The sequence below is a fragment of the Rhodococcus sp. MSC1_016 genome (genome assembly GCF_023667485.2).
Classification (GTDB): Bacteria; Actinomycetota; Actinomycetes; order Mycobacteriales; family Mycobacteriaceae; genus Rhodococcus_F; species Rhodococcus_F oxybenzonivorans.
In genome coordinates this window covers 5,794,008-5,811,388 of the sequence record NZ_JAMOZI020000001.1, presented here as the reverse complement: position 1 = coordinate 5,811,388, position 17,381 = coordinate 5,794,008, and the positions used below count along the sequence as shown (strand labels likewise).

The window sequence follows — 17,381 nt, the reverse complement described above, 5'->3', positions numbered from 1 at the left end:
CCATGGCTTCCGCAGATACCCCGCACGACGCGCATGCCGGACACGGCTACATCAGCGGAAAGGACGAGTACCTCAAGCGGTTACGCCGGATCGAGGGCCAGGCCCGCGGTCTTCAGCGGATGGTCGAGGACGAGAAGTACTGCATCGACATCCTCACCCAGGTTTCCGCGATGACCAAGGCGCTGCAAGCCGTGGCGCTCGGTCTGCTCGACGACCACATCAGCCACTGCGTCGTCGACGCCGCCGTCGCAGGCGGGCCGGAGGCCGAAGCGAAGATCAAGGAAGCCACCGACGCCATCGCGCGCCTGGTGCGTTCCTGACCCACCGAAACGAGCACAGCTTCCAAGGGAACAGCCATGTCTCACCAACATCAACAAGAAGCGCACGTCGGGCACGCCGGGCACCAGGAACACGGTGGCCGGCACGCCGGACACGGGGCTCACGGCGAAATGTTCCGGGAGAAGTTCTGGGTCAGCCTTCTGCTGTCGGTGCCGGTGGTGGCGTTCAGCCACATGTTCGCCGACCTCCTCGGCTACATGGTTCCCGACTTCCCGGGAGCGTCCTGGATTCCCCCTGTCCTCGGCACCGCCATTTTCGTCTACGGCGGCGCCCCATTTCTCACCGGCGGCTGGGCCGAGCTGAAGTCGCGCCGGCCCGGCATGATGCTGTTGATCAGCATGGCCATCACGGTGGCGTTTCTGGCGTCCTGGGTGACGACACTGGGACTGGGTGGGTTCAACCTCGACTTCTGGTGGGAACTGGCGCTTCTCATCGTCATCATGCTGCTCGGCCATTGGCTGGAGATGCGGGCCCTCGGCTCGGCGTCCGGCGCACTCGACGCGCTCGCGGCGCTCCTTCCGGACACCGCCGACAAGGTGACCGATGACGGAATCACCGAAGTGCCCGTCTCCGAATTGTCAGCGGGTGACCTGGTTCTGGTGCGCGCAGGCGCCCGTGTCCCCGCCGACGGCACCGTGGCGGACGGGCAGGCAGAGGTCGACGAGTCGATGATCACCGGCGAATCCGCCCCTGTCCTCCGCACCACCGGCGACAGGGTCGTGGCCGGAACCGTCGCCACTGACAGCGCCCTCCGTGTCCACGTCGACGCCGTGGGGGCAGACACCGCACTCGCCGGAATTCAGCGTCTCGTCGCCGACGCCCAGGCCTCGTCGTCCCGCGCCCAGGCCCTCGCGGATCGTGCCGCGGCGTTCCTCTTCTACTTCGCCTCGCTCGCCGGCGTTTTCACCTTTCTGGTGTGGTCGCTTCTCGGAAACGTGGACGAAGCGGTCGTGCGCACGGTAACCGTTCTGGTGATCGCCTGCCCGCATGCCCTTGGTCTGGCCATCCCCCTCGTCATCGCCATTTCCACCGAACGCGCCGCGAAGGCCGGTGTGCTGGTGAAAGACCGTCTCGCACTCGAGCGCATGCGAAATGTGGACGTCGTGCTGTTCGACAAGACCGGCACGCTGACGCAGGCCAGGCATGCGGTCACCGGAGTCGTCGCCGACGCCGGCACCACGGAGAACGAACTGCTCGCTCTGGCAGCAGCGGTCGAGGCAGACAGCGAGCATCCCGTGGCCCGCGCCATCGTCACCGAAGCCGCCGCCCGGGTACCCGCGAACATGTATGCCGCCGCATCACATTTTCGTTCGGACCCCGGCCGGGGAGTGCGCGCGGTCGTCGACGACCATCCGGTCGCGGTGGGTGGACCAGCCATGCTTGCCGGACTCGACATCGTTGCCCCGGAATCGATTACACGCACTACCGCGGGATGGATCGATCGCGGCGCCTCCGTACTCCACGTGGTCCGCGACGGGTCGGTTCTGGGTGCGCTCGCGCTCGAGGACGCCGTCCGCCCGGAGTCGCGGCAGGCCGTCGACGCACTCCACGCCCGCGGCGTGAAGGTCGCGATGATCACCGGCGACGCCCGGCAGGTGGCGGACGCCGTGGCGGCCGACCTCGGCATCGACGAAACCCTCGCCGACGTACTGCCCGAGAACAAGGACGCCGAAGTCGCTGCACTGCAACAGCGGGGACATCGGGTGGCGATGGTCGGGGACGGTGTCAACGACGCACCGGCGCTCGCCCGGGCCGATGTGGGTGTCGCCATCGGCGCGGGAACGGATGTCGCCATCGAATCTGCCGGTGTCGTCCTCGCCGCCGACGACCCCCGAGCGGTGCTGTCGATCATCGACCTCTCCCGCGCCAGCTACCGCAAGATGTGGCAGAACCTGGTGTGGGCAACCGGATACAACATCATCGCCGTCCCACTGGCCGCGGGTGTGCTCGCCTTCGCCGGTGTCGCAATCTCACCGGCAGTGGCCGCGATCCTGATGTCCGTGTCCACCGTCGTCGTCGCGCTCAACGCCCAGTTACTGCGGCGGCTCGACCTCGACCCACGACGACTGGGGCGGTCCTGACCGGGACATCGGAAGTAGACCGACGCCGAGAACTGGTTATTAGCAACAGGCTCGGCGGGGATGGTGAGGGCTGCGATCGGATGCCGTCTGGTCTTGGCGCTCGGTGCTCGGCGCTTGGCACTTGGCACTTGGCACTTGGCACTTGGCATGACGGCATGACGGCTCTGCAACAGGAGTGGTCCTGTTGCAGAGTCGGCAAGTGTGTGTCGCGCGCCGGGTCAGGCCGCTCGGGGTCGGGCCTGGTTGTGCGCGGGTATGGGTGTGCGTTCGAAGTCGACTTGCCGGGGCGGGATGAAGACGGGGTGCCGGTCTGCTCCCATTTCGATTTCCCAGTCGCTGTGGTGGAGCAGTCGGTGATGGAACCCGCAGAGCAGCACCAGGTTGTCCATGTCGGAGGGCCCACCTTTGGACCACGGAATGATGTGGTGGCCTTCGCACCATGATGGTGGCGCACCGCATCCGGGAAATGCGCATCCCCGATCTCTCGCGACCAGCGCCTTTCGTTGTCGTTTGGTCACTGTCCGGGTGGTGGTGCCGAGGTCGAGTGGCGCGCCGTGGTCATCGAGCACGATCGGCGTGTAGATCGAGTCACAGCTGAGGAGCCGAGCCGCTCGCAGGCTCAGCGGTCCCATCCACTCGGTCCACGCGACCCCGTCGACCGCGAACAGCGACGCGTCCCTCGCGCAGGCGCCGCGCTGATCTTCTGCGCTGGCGTCGGCGTGGTTGGCGTGGTCGGCGAGGTCTTTGATGTTGATGTGGAGGGAGACGTGGGGTCGTTCTCCGCCTTCTTCGCCGGCGATTGCGGCGTTGAGGTACCGGCGCAGCAGTTCGGTGAATCCGTCGGCTCTGCGCTGTCCGGGGGTGCGGTTGTCCGTGGTTCCGTCCTGCGCGGGTCGCGGCTGGGAGAGTCCGGAGAGCGCGGAGAGCAGCATTTCGCCGGTGACGGCGTCGAGGTCGCCTTTGACGGCGACGCGTCCGTTGAGTGTTCTGGAGGCGTGGAATTCGTTGAGTTCGGTGTCTTCGGCGGGCGGCGGGTCGTCGGATTCGAAGGCGCGTTCGAGTCGAGCGATGACGGCACGCACGGCGTCGGTGTTGGCGGTAGGACCGCTCGCCGCGTACAGCAATGCGTTTCGGCAGTCGTCCATCGCTTCGAGTGGCATGCCTTGGGGCGGCCGCTCGCAGAATTTCATGATCAGTGCGGCGTGCTCCGCCGAGATAGTGGTGTCGAAGTAGGCGTCCGCGATTTCCGGTTGGGAACGTAAACCTCGTCCCAACATCACGATTCGTCCCGCCGCACCCACCTCGAGCAACGTCTTCGAGGCCAGCCACATCTTGGTGTTCGGAAATCCCAGCACATCGACCTTGCAGCGGTGGTCGACGGCACCGACAAGCCTGACCCGCAAAGCCTCGAGTCGCTGAATCTCCTCCGACACAGCAACCACCGATGCGAGCAACTCGGCCTCGGCCAGACGCCACGCATCACCGACCGCAGTCGCCAATATCTCGTCCGACGCCAATATCTCGTCCGACGCCAATATCTCGTCCGACGCCAATATCTCGTCCGACGCCAATATCTCGTCCGACGCCAATATCTCGTCCGACAACGCCCCCTGGATATCCTCCCCGATCCCCATGTTGCAATTCTAGCTCGAACGTTTGTTCGAGTCAATGGCGAGAACGGCCCACCCGTCCTCACACCGTCTCAACGCGCCGACTGGTCAACATCACGGATTTGTAGGGCTCATTCATCACCACAGCAGGGGCTGGCACTGGTTGCCTCGGGTGTCCCGGTTCGGATGTGACACTCGCACAGTCTTTCTGATCACCGAGTGCATCATCGGCGACAGGGCGGATACCGCGGCGATCCGGTACTGCACGAAGCATTCCTCGGCCACCGATCCGGTGCGCATCGACTCGGCCACCCTCGCAATGTTCCGGGACACCCTGCGGGCGGCGCAGAAGGTGTTCGACACCACCGGCGGGTTGCACGCGGCCGATGTTCACTGCCACCGGGGACCTGCTGACGGTCAAGGAGGATGTCGGCCGGCACAACGCGGTTGACAAGCTGATCGGTTGGGCCACCGCACAGGGCCGCATCCCGCTGCGGGGAAGCATCCTGCTGGTGTCGGGTCGGGCGTCGTTCGAACTCGCCCAGAAAGCGGTGATGGCCGGGATTCCCGTCCTTGCCGCCGTCTCCGCCCCCTCCTCGTTGGTGATCGACCTCGCCCACGACACCGGACTGACACTTGTCGAATCCCTCCGCGGAACCACCCTGACGCCGGCAAACGCTTTTCGGCGACTAGGTGGTTGCCGGTATCTAGAATGGGGTAGGCGCAGTGCGAGGAGGCCCTCATGGGCAGGTGTTGGTGGGCCCGGGCGTGGAGAATCGGCGGACCGGGCAAAGTGCGCTGAGGCTTGCCATGGCGGACGACGACACCGAGAGCACGCAACGACAGGTCGACGTAGACCTCGTCGCGGAGTTGGCGGCTGAAGGTTTCGAGGACGCGTGCATCGTCGGCCGCGGCGGCTTCGGCATCGTGTACCGGTGCCGGCAACCGACGCTCGACCGCGTGGTCGCCGTCAAAGTCCTGAGCCCCGACCCGGACCACATGGATCGGGCCCGTTTCCTGCGCGAGCAACAGGCGATGGGGCGGCTGTCCGGACACCCGAACATCGTCCATGTGCTGCAAGCGGGAATCACCTACACCGGTCGCCCCTACATTGTGATGCCGTTTCACCGCCGTGATTCCCTCGACTCCTGGATCACCAAGCACGGCGCGTTGACGGCCGCCGAGGCACTGGCGGTCGGTGTCAAACTCGCCGGTGCTCTGGAGACCGCGCACCGCGCGGGAGTGCTGCATCGCGACATCAAACCGGGAAACATCCTGTTGACCGAGTACGGCGAGCCGCAGCTGACCGACTTCGGCATTGCCCGCATCACGGGCGGCGAGGAAACCACCCGGGGTCTGGTGGCAGGGTCGCCCGCCTATACCGCCCCGGAACTGCTCAGCGGCGCCGACGCGTCGGTGGTCACGGATATCTATGGCCTCGGGGCGACACTGTTCACGGCACTGGCGGGCCGGCCGGCGTATGCCCGTCGCCGCGGCGAGCAGGTCTTCGCCCAGCTGATGCGCATCGGCACGGAGCCGCTGCCCGATCTGCGAGAGGCGGGAATCCCCGATGCGGTGTGCGACGTGGTCGAGTCGGCAATGGCCCGAGACCCCGCCGACCGCCCCACCACTGCTGCAGACCTGGGCGCCGCGCTGCGACGGGCGGGCGAATACATCGGTCTTGTTCTAGGGGACATCCCGCTTCCGATCGTCGACGAGGAAGACCGCCCCTTCCTACCCCCGGATGAGGTAGAGGTCGGCGTGTCCGAATACCTTCGATACCGACGGGGCAGCGGGACCCGGCTGGATCGTCCTCCGCCACCGAGTGCGTCCACCAAGTACCGTCCACCGGTCACACCGGGGGTGACGGTGGCGCGCACGCAACTGCTCGAGCGCCTCCGCCGGAGCGGGCGTCGGCGTCTAGTGCTCATTCACGGACCCGTCGGGTTCGGTAAGAGCACGCTTGCCGCTCAACGGCTCGCGGCCTTGCGGGAGGAAGGGGTGGCGACTGCGTGGCTGACGATCGACAACGACGACAACACGCTCATCTGGTTCCTCACCCACCTGATCGAGTCCATTGCGGTGGCGGAACCAGCTTTCGGGCGAGAGCTGGTTCGTGAACTCGAAGTCTACGGCGCGGACCGTGAACGGTATGTTCTCACCTCGTTGATCGACAAGCTTCATTCGGCCGACCAGCACGTCGCAGTGGTCATCGACGATTGGCACCGCGTGAGCAATGAGGACACACGGTCGGCGCTGGCATTCCTGCTCGAGCACGGTTGCCACCATCTACATTTGATCGTCACCAGCCGCACCCGGCTGGGTCTGCCGCTCAGTAGAATGAGCGTGCGCAATGAACTCGTCGAAATCGATTCCTCCGCTTTGCGGTTCGACGTCCGGGAGTCGACCCAGTTGTTGGTGGACCGCTCCGGCCTCCACCTGGACGCACCCGACATCGTCGAGCTCGAACAGTCGACGGATGGATGGGCAGCGGCACTGCAACTGGTCTCACTGGCCTTGCGTGATCACCCGGACCCACGGAGGCTGATCGACCACCTGTCCGGAGGGAATCGGGCAATAGGCGAGTATTTGGCCGAGAACGTCCTCGGCAGTCTCGATCGAGGCACCCTCGATTTCCTCCTCGCGACCTCGATCACCGAGAAAATCTGCGGCAGCTTGGCACGCGCGCTCACCGACAGCCGGGAGGGGCAAGCGAAGCTCGAGGACATCGAGTCCCGTGATCTGTTCCTGCGACGGCTCGATGAGGAAGGGAGATGGTTCCGCTACCACCATCTGTTCGCCGAGTTCCTGCAACACCGCCTCGAGCGTGACGATCCCGACCGAATTGTCGAGCTTCATCGTCGAGCAGGTCGGTGGTTCGCGGACCGGCACCTTCTCAGCCAGGCAGTCGATCACTACCTCCTCGCAGGTGAAGAGGACGACGCCGTCACCCTGGTCGAGGACGCCGCGATGGATTTACTCGAGCAGTCGCAGATGGGAACGCTTCTCGGCCTCGCCGCGAAGCTGCCGGCGAAGGGAACTACCGATCGGCCCCGCTTACACATCGCTGTCGCGTGGGCGCACGCGTTGCTGCATCATCCGCGCGACGCCGAACACAATCTGTCCGTCGCGGAGACCGCACTGGCCAGCGGCGACGATGGCGACCACGCTGTCGTAGATATGCGCGTCGAAGTGACATCCATCCGGGCTGCTGTCATCGCGTTCGACGACAAGATCGACGGACTCGATGAGACCGTCGAGAAGTGTATGGCCCGGGCGGACACACTGCGGCCATGGGTATTGTGCGGAGCCGCCGACGTCGCGTCCTTCCGCGCTATCTACCAATTCGATTTCGACGAAGCCCGCCGATGGCAAAAATGGGCCCTTCCCCTCCACCAACGGTCCGCCGGGCCCTTCAGCGTGTTGTACGGATATTGCATGGCAGGGATCGCGGCACGCGAACAACTCGATCTGCCGGCGGCTGAGGCCAGTTTCCGGCACGCTATGACGCTGGCCTCGGAGGCCGAAGAGGGTCTCGGCTACGGCACCCGGCTCACCGCTGCCCTACTCGGCGACCTGCTGTACGAACAGGGGCACCTCGCCGACTCGGATCAACTCCTCGACCGTAGCCACACCTTGGGTGCCGAGGGTGGCACCGTCGACTTCATGGTTGCCACCTACGGCACGGGTGCCCGGCTGAAAATTCTGCTCGGACAGAAGGATGCGGCGAAGGCGCGTCTCGACGAGGGTGCCCAGCTGGCGCAGCAACTGGGCTTGCCCCGTTTGGCCGCGCGAATCACCAACGAACGAGTCCGAGCCGGATTCGGACACGCCGCTCCCGGCGCCCCGGTTCTCGACCTCGAAAGCCGACAAATGTCCGACCGGAACAACGGAATCGCCGTCGTGACTTTCGAACTGGATGAGGATTCGGCGATCCGGGCAGCTCTGACCGCCCACGATCAGGACCTCGCGCCCGCCTACGAAAGGGCACACGCCCTCGTCGAGTCGATCGATCGACGGGTTCGCCCGCGGGCATTCCTCAATGCCGCGCTGTTGCAGGTGGAAGTGTTGGCCACCATGGGACAGGAAGATGAGGCACTGACGGAGCTGTTGCCGCTCGCCGAGCAGTGCGCTCGACTCGGGCTGGTACGACCGGTGATGGACGCCGGACCCGCGGTGAGCAGGTTGGCACGACGTCTCCGCACACATCTTCCCGAGCACGCCGACGCCGCCACGTCCACCGGATTGAACCAGTACCTCGACGAGTTGGAGAAGCAACCGACGTGAGTGACTACGACGCTGGATCGCCCAAGTCGATGTAGGGGCGGCGACCCTCTCGCGTTCGTCGAGGTTCACGAGGCCGCCCGCGCCCAGGTTTCGGCGCGGGTGAGGGCAGTGGTCAGTCCCTGGTCGGCGGCGAGTGCGGTGAGACGTTCGCGGTCGCTGCGCCGGTAGAGCGAGGTGACGGCCGTAGGGACTTCGTTCTCGGTATCTCCGAGGGACGGCCACCTCGCCAGGTCGAGGACGGTCTGTTCCGGGGTCGTCACCAGTGCCGGCCCGAGGGGGGTGTCCGCCCGTTCGGCATCGAGTTTTCGGGTGTCGCGGCGGAGGAAGCGGATGGTCGCGGCCCGGTCGGTGAGGGTGATCGTCCGGTGTCGGCGGGGGACGGCAATGACTGCAGTGGCCAATGCCCGGGGAATTGCGTGGTGGAGGCGAGCGGCGCTGATGCCCATTACGATAGCGTCGTCGGGCCCATAGATCGCGGTCGCTATTCCGGCAGCGGTGGCTTCGAGATTTGGTATCCAAGGGCGCCCGGTCTGATCCGGAGGAACGACGATGAAGTAGCCGGGGGCGGCGCGGTGCAGGACACCGCGCTTAACCAGGCGGGCGAGTTCGGGCCGCGGGTGGGCGTAGACATCGGTGGCGTCCTGAGGGCGGAAGGTACGCAATGGCAGGCGAGCCAATGGTGCCGGTACGGCGGTGCTATGCGCCAGAGCCATACTTACATCACCCCTCTGAGCGCATTCCGTAGGGTTAAAGCCTACGAAATGCACGTTCGGAGACAAGCCCGCGCATAGACACTGTGTGGTCGTAGCGACACCAGACGGAGAGAGACCGGGAAGGCGCGTGCTTCCTTGTGACAGGTGAACGCGTGCCGGCCCGGCCGTCATCGTTCGTGGTGAGGGTTTTGTTAGTGGGGGATGACCGGGAGTACGAGGTGCGAGGGGTGGAGTGCGTTGTGGTGAATGCTCTGGCGTGCGACGCGGAATTTGCTGGCGTCGTCGACTTCGGTGTCGGTGTTGGGGTTACGGTCCCAGCGGGGGAAGTTGCTGGAGGTCACGTGCACTCGAAGCCGGTGGCCGGCCTTGATCACGATGCTGGTCGACCATAGATCGATCTCGGCCTTGTCGATGCTCTCGGGCTCGGTGCTCACGCGGGTGATCCCGTCGACGATGTTGTAGGAGACGCCGTTTTCGTCGACATCACAGAGCCTGACCACCCAGTCGGTCGTCGGTCCGTCGGTGGCGGCGAAGAGTTCGGCCGTGACCTTGCCGGTGATTTCGAGGTCTTCTGTCAGCACCGGAGTCGAGAACACCAACACATCGGCGCGACTTTCGACCGCTGCCTGATCTTTCGGTCCGGCCGGGAACTGGGTAGACATGACGAGGTTGCCGCCGCACGTCGGCACCGGATCGGCGGGGTCATAGGTGAAGTCGCTGTGTGATTGCTCATCGATGGGCTGGTCGAAGGACAGGCTGCCGTCTCCGTGAAGGTACAAACGTGTGGCGACCGCACGCTGGAGCGGCCATTCTTCCTCGTCGCGCCATTGGTTGATTCCCATGACGAACAGTTGCACCGGTGCACCCGAATCGTTGGTGTCCGACCCGTCACGAAGGTAGTTCTCGAACCAATCGAGCTGATAGTCCGTCATAGTCTTGGCTCCGGGGGCGACCTCCGACAGCAGCCCGAAGTTGACGTCGCCGATCTGGCCGAAGCTGAAGGCATTCACGTGCGGCCACGGGCCCACCACGAGACGGGCCGGCACCCCGCGCTCGCGCATCGCGATGTAGTTGTCGAGCGTTCCCTGCTGGAAGACGTCGTACCAACCGCCGATGTTCAGGCTCGGCACCGTGACCTGGTCGTGGTGGCCGGCGACCCGGCATTCCTCGGTGGTGTCGGGGTTCTGCAGACCGCGTTGAACACCGATGTCGGGCAGGCCGGCCCGGGTCAGGGCCGGAAGCGGCGCCGCCGGGAGCTCCCAGTAACCCTTGGTAGCCAATGTGTCGAAATCCGCAATCGTGGTTGCCATCGCGCCCAGCAACTCGTCGGGATCTTCGACGACTTTAGGCAACTGCGCCAAGGACTGGGCGAGCGTCCACCACGCGTTGAGACCGAGTTCGACTGCACCGCCACGAAACATGAGACCATCGGCTGGGTCACTCCAGGTGATCTGCGGGGCTATCGCCGCCAGGCCTGGCGGTGCAGCGAGAGCTGCGGCCCATTGCGTCTGACCGGTATAGCTTCCACCGAACATGCCGACCTTGCCGTTGCTGCCGGGAAGTCCACTCGCCCAGACGACGGTGTCGTACCCGTCCTTCTGCTCGTAGGCCCAGGGCAGCCACTCTCCGTCGGAGTCGAATCTGCCGCGGGTGTCCTGCTGCACGACGATGTAACCCCGCTTCACCGCGGCCAGGGTGTCGAAGATCAGAACGTTCAACGATCCCGTCCGGTCGTACGGGGTGCGCTGGATCAGCACCGGATACGAACCTGGCGCCGTCGGCCGATAGACATCAGCCCTGAGAATCGTGCCGTCGCGCATCGGCACCTCCACGTTGAGATCGATGCTGATCTGACTCATTTCGGGTTTCCTACCTTCATTCGAACACCAACTCGATGCACACCCGGCGCTCGGGAACGCGCCTGGAGTGTGCGTGAGCACCGGGTGTGGATCCTGTGATTGCGGTCACTTAGACGGTACACAAACGGGTACGAGTAGGCAAGGAAACGTACCCAGCTCAGGGCTCGGCAAGGAATTCAAGCACTTCAGGAACGAATCGCTGGTGGTACTGGAAGACCCCGCCGTGTCCGGAGTTGGGGTAGATCGTCAACTGCGAATTCGGCAGTCGCCGCGCCAGGTCCTCCGAGTGCTCGCTCGCGACCATCAGGTCGTGGTCGCCATTTGCGACGAAGGTGGGATGGGTGACCACCGACAGGTCGTCCGGAGTCGCCTTTCCGCCTCGTACGATCGCTGCGATTTGTGCAAACCTGGCATGGATGGAAATCGGCTTGTCGCGGCCGTCGATTCGCTCGGCCAAACGTGCGAAGTAGTCGTTCGCTGCACGCTTTCCTTCAGAGGTGCGGGGAAAGAAAAGGAAGTGCCGTGGGTCCTTGCGCGTGAACGCTGCCTTCAGATACGCACTGGTGACGATTCGAGCCATCTTGTCGATGCCACTGCCCCCACGCGGCCCGGTACCGGCGAGCACCATTCGTCGCACGAGCCGAGGTTCTCGCAGCGCGATGACTTGAGCCACCGCACCTCCGAGCGAGAAACCGAACAAGTCGACGGTGTCGTGGCCGAGAGCGCGGATGAACGCGATTGCGTCGACGCCCATCTGCGTGAGGTCGGCGGGTACTCGTGAGCCGCTGGCACCCACCCCGCGGTTGTCGAACGCGATCACATGGTGGTGCTGAGCGATGCCGTCCAACACCCGGGGGTCCCAGTCATCCATGACCGCGGTGAAATGATGGAGGAACACCACCGGCACTCCGCCCCGGGGCCCCAGTTCGCGGTATGCGAACGGCACACCGTTGACGTCGATGACTTTCGTCGACGCCTTTGCCCAAGCAATTGCGTCGCTCTCTTGCGCGTTGTGAAGAGACATTTTCACTACTCCTTCAGGCTCGAACATTGATCGCTTGCGGCGGACCGTCGAGCCGATTAGCGTACGACCATAATATTACGATCGTCAGGTTATCGCGTAGACTCGCGGCTGGCAAGGAAGACGTCGTGGGACCTACGAAGCAAGGTGGTGCAGAAATGGCGCGGTACGACGAAGCGCACAAGGCTCAGACGCGTCGTCGGATACTCGACACTGCGGGTCGGCGACTCAAGCGCAGCGGTATCGATGGTTCCGGCGTGAGTGCGCTCATGTCGGACGCAGGTCTGACCAATGGCGCTTTCTACGCGCATTTCGGTTCCAAAGACCAGCTCGTCGCCGTTACCGTCACGGATCAGTTGACAGCGCAGGAGGAAGCGCTGCGTTCGCTGCTCTCCGACGACGGTTCGCTCCAAACATTCGTCGAGGAGTACCTGTCGTGCGACCATCGCGATCATCCAGATCAGGGTTGTCCGTCGGCCGCCCTACTGGATGAGATCGGGCGCTCGAGCACCGAGATCCGCAGTGCATACACCGAAGGAATCGCGAGAATTATCGAGCTGGTGGCGAGCCACGCCGGCGGAGACGAATCAGCTTCCGCCAGAAGCACAGCCATTGGCCTCATTGCCGTACTTGTCGGGACGATGCAGCTCGCCCGAGCCGTAACCGATGAACAGCTGTCGGCGGAGATACTGGCGTCTGGAATCGCCAACGCGGGCCGGCTCCTGGAGCACGCCGAGCCGAACTCCCCGTGAGCACCGCCCCCAGGTCGCCGGCCCGCCGGTTGACCTCGGCCGGCCTAGCCGCCGCGCTTGGGGCGAAAGGATGTCCGGCCGTTGCGACGCAACAGTGCGACCGTGGTGGCGAGCAGCCCCCGATTCAGATCGGGTTCGAGACCGGCGCTGATGCGGTGCAGCTGGTCGGTGTGCCAGCCGAGGTCGAGTAGCCCGTCCAGGGCTTTGACGTCGACCACCCTACCCAGGACACCCCGCATTCCGGATCGCGACTGATGTGTGGTGAGGGCATCGGCGCGCCCGGCGAGGATGACGTCGGCAGCATCGGTGGTCGTCGCGGTGGGCCGTCCGATTCCGACGACATCGCACTCCCCGGCCCCGATTGCCCCCTCCATGGCGGTGCGGGAGCGGAAACCGCCGGTCACCGCCAGCGGAACATCTCCTGCCAGCGCGCGGACAGTGCGTGCGTAGTCGAGAAAGTATGCCTCACGAGCGCGGGTACTGGCCGCGGCACTGCCCATCATGGCGGGAGACTCGTAGCTTCCTCCGCTGACCTCGATCAGGTCGAGGCCTTCCTGGGCCAGCGCCGCGACCACCGCGCGGGACTCGTGCTCGGTGAATCCGCCGCGTTGGAAGTCGGCCGAGTTGAGTTTGATGCCGACCGCGAAGCCCGGTGACACCCGCGCGCGAATGCGACGCACGACCGCGAGGACGAAGCGCATCCGCCGCTGCGGGTCACCACCCCACTCGTCATCCCGCCGGTTCACCAGCGGTGAGAGGAACTGGGCGACGAGGTAGCCGTGTGCGCCGTGAATCTGGATGCCGTCGAAACCTGCTGTCTCACAGACGAGCGCGGCAGCGGCGAAACGTTCGATGATGCCCTCGATTTCACCGGAGGTCAGCTCCCGCGGGGTGGACGCGCCGGGAATATCGAGCGGCACCGGACTCGGAGCGACGGGAGTGTTTCCGAGGGCGAGCGGGTTCGCCTGGCGTCCGGGATGATTGAGTTGAACCCAGATCGGGACACCGGCATCTTTGGTCGTCTTGGCCCAACGGGTCAGCGCGTCGAGATCACGCTCGTCCTCGATGACGATATTGCCCGGCTCACCGAGCTGGGTGCGGTCGACCATGACGTTGCCGGTGACGAGCAGCCCGTAGCCACCTCGGCTCCAGGTGGCGTATAGCTGTTCGAGGCGGTGGTCAGGAGAGTTCCGCCGATTACCGAGCGCTTCACTCAACGCGGACTTCATGATTCGGTTCGGAAGTATCTGACCGCAGGGCAACGGCAATGGATCGTGCAGGGAGGCCATGAAGCAGTACCTTTCGCAGGGATTGATTCTTACGATGGCGCAGGGGCATGGGCGGCCCGAAGTGTGTTCTTGTCGATCTTGCCGACCGCGTTCTTGGCGATGGCATCGACGACGACGATCGACGTCGGCCGCTTGTAGCGGCTGAGTTTCTGCGTGCACAATGCGTGCAGCGCAGCCGGATCGACGGTCGAATCGGGTGCTGGTTGAACGTAGGCGACGACGACCTCGCCCCAAATGTGGTCGGGTACGCCGATCACGGCGGCCTCGAGCACGGACGGGTCGCCAGCGAGGACATCCTCGATTTCCTTGGGGTAGATGTTCTCGCCGCCACGGATGATTATGTCTTTCGATCGCCCGACCAGTGTCAGATAGCCTTCCGCATCGAGGTGGCCGATATCGCCGGTGTGCAGCCATCCGTCGACGAGGACGCGGGCGGTGTCGTCCGGGCGGCCGAGGTAGCCGCGCATGACATTGGGGCCGCGAACGACGACCTCGCCGTCAACTCCCACACCCATGTCGTTGCCGTTCGGGTTGACGATGCGAATCTCTTGTCCTGGGAAGGCAATCCCGACCGTTCCGGCGCGCCGGGGCCCCGACACAGGGTTGAGAGTGGACGCGCAGGTCCCTTCAGATAGGCCGTAGCCCTCGAGGAGGGGAAAGCCGTACCGGTCCTCGAATCTGGCCAGTAACTCCGCTGAGGCGGGTGCGGCGCCGCAGATACCGAAACGAAGTGAGGACGTGTCGGGTCGGACGTCGTCGGGGAGGGCCGCCAGGATGCTGTAGATCGTCGGCACCGCGCTGAAGAAGGTCGGGCGTTCTGATTCGACGAGATCGAAGAAGGTTCGGGGATCGAATCGGCCGGCTATGACGACGCTGGCACCGGCGAGCAGCGGGGTGAGGACGCTGACGACGATGCCGTTGACGTGGAACAGCGGCAGGATCAGCAGGCATCGGTCTGCCTCACCCAGTTGCAATGCCTGGGCGCCCATCTCGGCCATGGCGTCGATGTTGGTGTGGTCGAGCATCACTCCCTTCGGCACTCCGGTGGTGCCGCTGGTGTAGATCAGGAGTGCGGGGGCCGACGTATCTGCGGGAGGTGCGGGGTCCGCCGCCACGGGCGCGTCGTACAGATCAGCGACGCGGAGAGTGACGACATCACCCGCCGGAGTCGGGGCGTCCTCGACGACGAGCAAGCGTGCGCCGGAGTCGGCGAGCTGCCGAGCCACCTCGACGTCGGTCAGGGCCGGGTTGACCGGGGTGACGGTGGCGCCGAGTCGCCAGGTCGCGAACAGCAGCACCACGAACTCTGTACGGTTGGTCAGCTTCACGGCAACGACGTCTCCCTGCCCGATTTTCAGCTGATGGAGGTGGCGGGTGGCCGCGCGTACTCGGTCGAGCAACTGCGCATTGGTGAGTGCGCTCCTGGCGTCGGAGACCGCGGGTCCGTGCGGGTCGAGATCGGCGCGGCGGTCGGGCAGCGATGCGAACGTCATGGTTGTCGTGTTCACCTTCGGTGTGATGCGGCCCGGCCCGGTGCGGGTGTGGCGGGCGCTGCATCGAGATGGCGGGTGAGGAACTCGGTCTGATCGCGGACCAGGTCTTCGAAGGGTTCGCCGAGGTAGAAGTCGAAGTGTCCGGCGTCGTAGGTCTTGATCTCACCGTGCGGTGCGGTACGCGCGTATCGGAGGGTCTGAGCGGGTGGGGTGACGGTGTCGGTGTTGCTGATGCAGAACAGGATCGGGAAGTCGATGTTCTGTGCTGCGCGCCCCGGCCGGTAGGTGACCAGGCTGGGAATCACTCGGGCCGCTACCTCGTTTCGGAACGTCGCCCCGGTCGGCACGATAGCCCGGTAGCCGGGAAGTGCATCCGGGGCATTCATCAGGGCCAGTGAACCGGGTGCGCCGGCGAGCGGAATCATGACCGGCTCGCGGCGGCGAACCTTGGCCGCCAGATCCCGGGCGATCAGAGGCGAGGCTTTCACCGAGGCGGCCGGGCCGAGGGCGAGCGCGGAGGCCAGCCCGTCGGTGAACGGGCATTGGGCGACGGCGGCTCGCAGTTCCGGATGCCGTGACGCGACGGTGATGGCGTGTCCACCGCCGAAGGAACTGCCCCACACGGCAATGCGTGTGCTGTCGAGACCGTCACGAGCCTTGACCCACGCAATGGCGGAATCCCAGTCGGCAAGCTGCTTCTTGATCGACAGCAGCTGACGGGGATGGCCGCCGCTGTCGCCGAAGTGCCGGTAGGTGAACGCGAAGGCGGCGATGCCTGCCTTGGCGAAACGCTCGGCGAAGGCGTCCAGGCGCATGTCGCGGGTGGCTCCGAGGCCGTGCCCGAGGATGACGACGGGCGGCGACGTGACGCCGGTGGGCAGATACAGCCATGCCGCGCAGGAACTGTCACCGGAGGAGAAGAGGACGTCGTGACGGGTGTAGGGCTTCTTGGTGGCCATGGCTGGTCTCACTGTCCGTTCGTCGAGCGGGTCCCGGGCACGCGTCCGGATTCGAGCGCCTGCTTGTAGATGTCCGGGTTGTAGAGGGGCAGCTCACCGGTGGAATCGGTGCTCTCGAGGTAGTCGAGCATCAACTGCTGGCCGTCGTCGGACTGATCGGTGCCGAGGAACTCGGTGCGCTCGACATGCAATCCCTCCGACAGCGACATCGAGCCGCCGAAATAGACCGACCGCTTGACCGCCGCCACCGCTTCCCTCGGGCGAGCGCCGAAGTATTCGGCGAGCTCGGCCGCCCGAGTCACCACGTCGCCCGGCGCAACAACCTCGTCGACGGCTCCGTTGGCGAGGGCCTGCGCGGGCGTGAACGGTTTGCCTTCGAGGATGGCGACCAGGGAACGATGGGTGCCGATCAGTCGAGTCAGGCGCTGGGTGCCGCCACCGCCCGGATTAATTCCCAGCAGTACCTCGGGCTGACCGATGAAGAAATCTCCGTCCGCCATGACCCGCAGGTCGCACGCCCAGGCGAACTCCGCACCCAGACCGAGCGCCGAACCATTCAGGGCAGCAACGAAAATGACGCCGCTGGCGTTCATCCGCAGGAACGTCGCATGCAGACGGTCGAGCTGGACTGCGCCCCACAGCGGGGTTTTGCGCATCACGGGTTCGAGGGCACGGGCGCGATCCGCGCCTCGGGCCACCCGCGCGATCGCGGAGGCACCGCGCCGGCCGAACGGCGGGACCGCCGCCCCCTCTTCCTGGAGCCACCGCACATCCGCATGGCTGACGAATCGGCCCGGACGTGTGCCGGTGAACACCACGGCGCGGATGCCCGGATCCCGGTCGACCCGGTCTACCAACTCCTCGAGCTGGTTGGCGATATCGATGCCGAACAGGCTGTGCGGGCCGCCGTCGACCCGCACGATCAACACCTCTCCGCGGTCCTCGACCTCGAGATGTCCCTTGGTTGTGTATGTCATG

12 protein-coding genes and 1 pseudogene are annotated in these 17,381 nt (G+C 65.2%); 5 read left to right on the top strand and 8 right to left on the bottom strand.

Translation table 11 applies throughout. From position 1 onward, the window contains the following. Positions 1 to 2: 2 nt before the first annotated feature. Positions 3 to 320: a metal-sensitive transcriptional regulator gene (locus tag L1080_RS27135; protein WP_250777074.1), complete on the top strand. Its 318-nt coding sequence runs from the start codon at positions 3 to 5 to the stop codon at positions 318 to 320. Positions 321 to 356: 36 nt separating this feature from the next. Beyond that, entirely contained in the window at positions 357 to 2,420 is a 2,064-nt protein-coding gene (locus tag L1080_RS27130; RefSeq protein ID WP_250777075.1) for a copper-translocating P-type ATPase, read from the top strand. A gap of 218 nt (positions 2,421 to 2,638) precedes the next feature. Here L1080_RS27130 and L1080_RS27125 read toward each other — a convergent pair whose 3' ends face one another. Next, positions 2,639 to 4,054 (bottom strand): HNH endonuclease signature motif containing protein, encoded by a 1,416-nt coding sequence (locus tag L1080_RS27125; RefSeq protein ID WP_250777076.1) that lies wholly within the window; start codon positions 4,052 to 4,054, stop codon positions 2,639 to 2,641. A 226-nt stretch (positions 4,055 to 4,280) separates the two neighbouring features. Here L1080_RS27125 and L1080_RS27120 point away from each other — a divergent pair. Together L1080_RS27120 and L1080_RS27115 are read left to right on the top strand one after the other, a co-directional pair. Next, positions 4,281 to 4,725: pseudogene (locus L1080_RS27120) on the top strand (formate dehydrogenase accessory sulfurtransferase FdhD); the annotation flags it as partial. A gap of 115 nt (positions 4,726 to 4,840) precedes the next feature. Next, positions 4,841 to 8,317 (top strand): serine/threonine-protein kinase, encoded by a 3,477-nt coding sequence (locus L1080_RS27115; RefSeq protein WP_250777077.1) that lies wholly within the window; start codon positions 4,841 to 4,843, stop codon positions 8,315 to 8,317. Positions 8,318 to 8,382: 65 nt separating this feature from the next. On the opposite strand, the gene L1080_RS27110 is transcribed toward L1080_RS27115, so the two are convergent. The 3 genes from L1080_RS27110 to L1080_RS27100 all read right to left on the bottom strand — a co-directional run bounded on the left by L1080_RS27110 (position 8,383) and on the right by L1080_RS27100 (position 11,913). Continuing rightward, complete coding sequence (locus L1080_RS27110; protein ID WP_250777078.1) at positions 8,383 to 9,030, bottom strand: type IV toxin-antitoxin system AbiEi family antitoxin domain-containing protein; 648 nt, start codon at positions 9,028 to 9,030, stop codon at positions 8,383 to 8,385. Between the two features lie 191 nt (positions 9,031 to 9,221). After that, positions 9,222 to 10,889 (bottom strand): CocE/NonD family hydrolase, encoded by a 1,668-nt coding sequence (locus tag L1080_RS27105; protein ID WP_250777079.1) that lies wholly within the window; start codon positions 10,887 to 10,889, stop codon positions 9,222 to 9,224. A gap of 157 nt (positions 10,890 to 11,046) precedes the next feature. After that, a complete protein-coding gene (locus L1080_RS27100; RefSeq protein WP_250777080.1) occupies positions 11,047 to 11,913 on the bottom strand; it encodes an alpha/beta fold hydrolase in 867 nt (288 codons plus the stop codon). A 155-nt stretch (positions 11,914 to 12,068) separates the two neighbouring features. On the opposite strand from L1080_RS27100, the gene L1080_RS27095 reads away from it, so the two are divergent. Beyond that, positions 12,069 to 12,662 (top strand): TetR/AcrR family transcriptional regulator, encoded by a 594-nt coding sequence (locus L1080_RS27095; protein WP_250777081.1) that lies wholly within the window; start codon positions 12,069 to 12,071, stop codon positions 12,660 to 12,662. A 44-nt stretch (positions 12,663 to 12,706) separates the two neighbouring features. On the opposite strand, the gene L1080_RS27090 is transcribed toward L1080_RS27095, so the two are convergent. Genes L1080_RS27090 through L1080_RS27075 form a run of 4 tightly spaced genes read right to left on the bottom strand, consistent with a single transcriptional unit; the run spans position 12,707 to position 17,380 of the window. After that, positions 12,707 to 13,951, bottom strand: a complete 1,245-nt coding sequence (locus tag L1080_RS27090) for an NADH:flavin oxidoreductase/NADH oxidase family protein (RefSeq protein WP_250777082.1) — start codon at positions 13,949 to 13,951, stop codon at positions 12,707 to 12,709. Positions 13,952 to 13,980: 29 nt separating this feature from the next. Continuing rightward, positions 13,981 to 15,444 (bottom strand): class I adenylate-forming enzyme family protein, encoded by a 1,464-nt coding sequence (locus L1080_RS27085; protein ID WP_250777083.1) that lies wholly within the window; start codon positions 15,442 to 15,444, stop codon positions 13,981 to 13,983. Between the two features lie 11 nt (positions 15,445 to 15,455). Next, the gene (locus L1080_RS27080; RefSeq protein WP_250777084.1) at positions 15,456 to 16,403 is read right to left on the bottom strand and encodes an alpha/beta hydrolase; all 948 of its coding nucleotides are present in this window, start codon (positions 16,401 to 16,403) and stop codon (positions 15,456 to 15,458) included. Between the two features lie 8 nt (positions 16,404 to 16,411). Further along, positions 16,412 to 17,380 carry an enoyl-CoA hydratase/isomerase family protein gene (locus tag L1080_RS27075; protein WP_250777085.1) on the bottom strand — a complete coding sequence of 323 codons (969 nt, stop codon included), beginning with the start codon at positions 17,378 to 17,380 and terminating at the stop codon, positions 16,412 to 16,414. Position 17,381 lies beyond the last annotated feature (1 nt).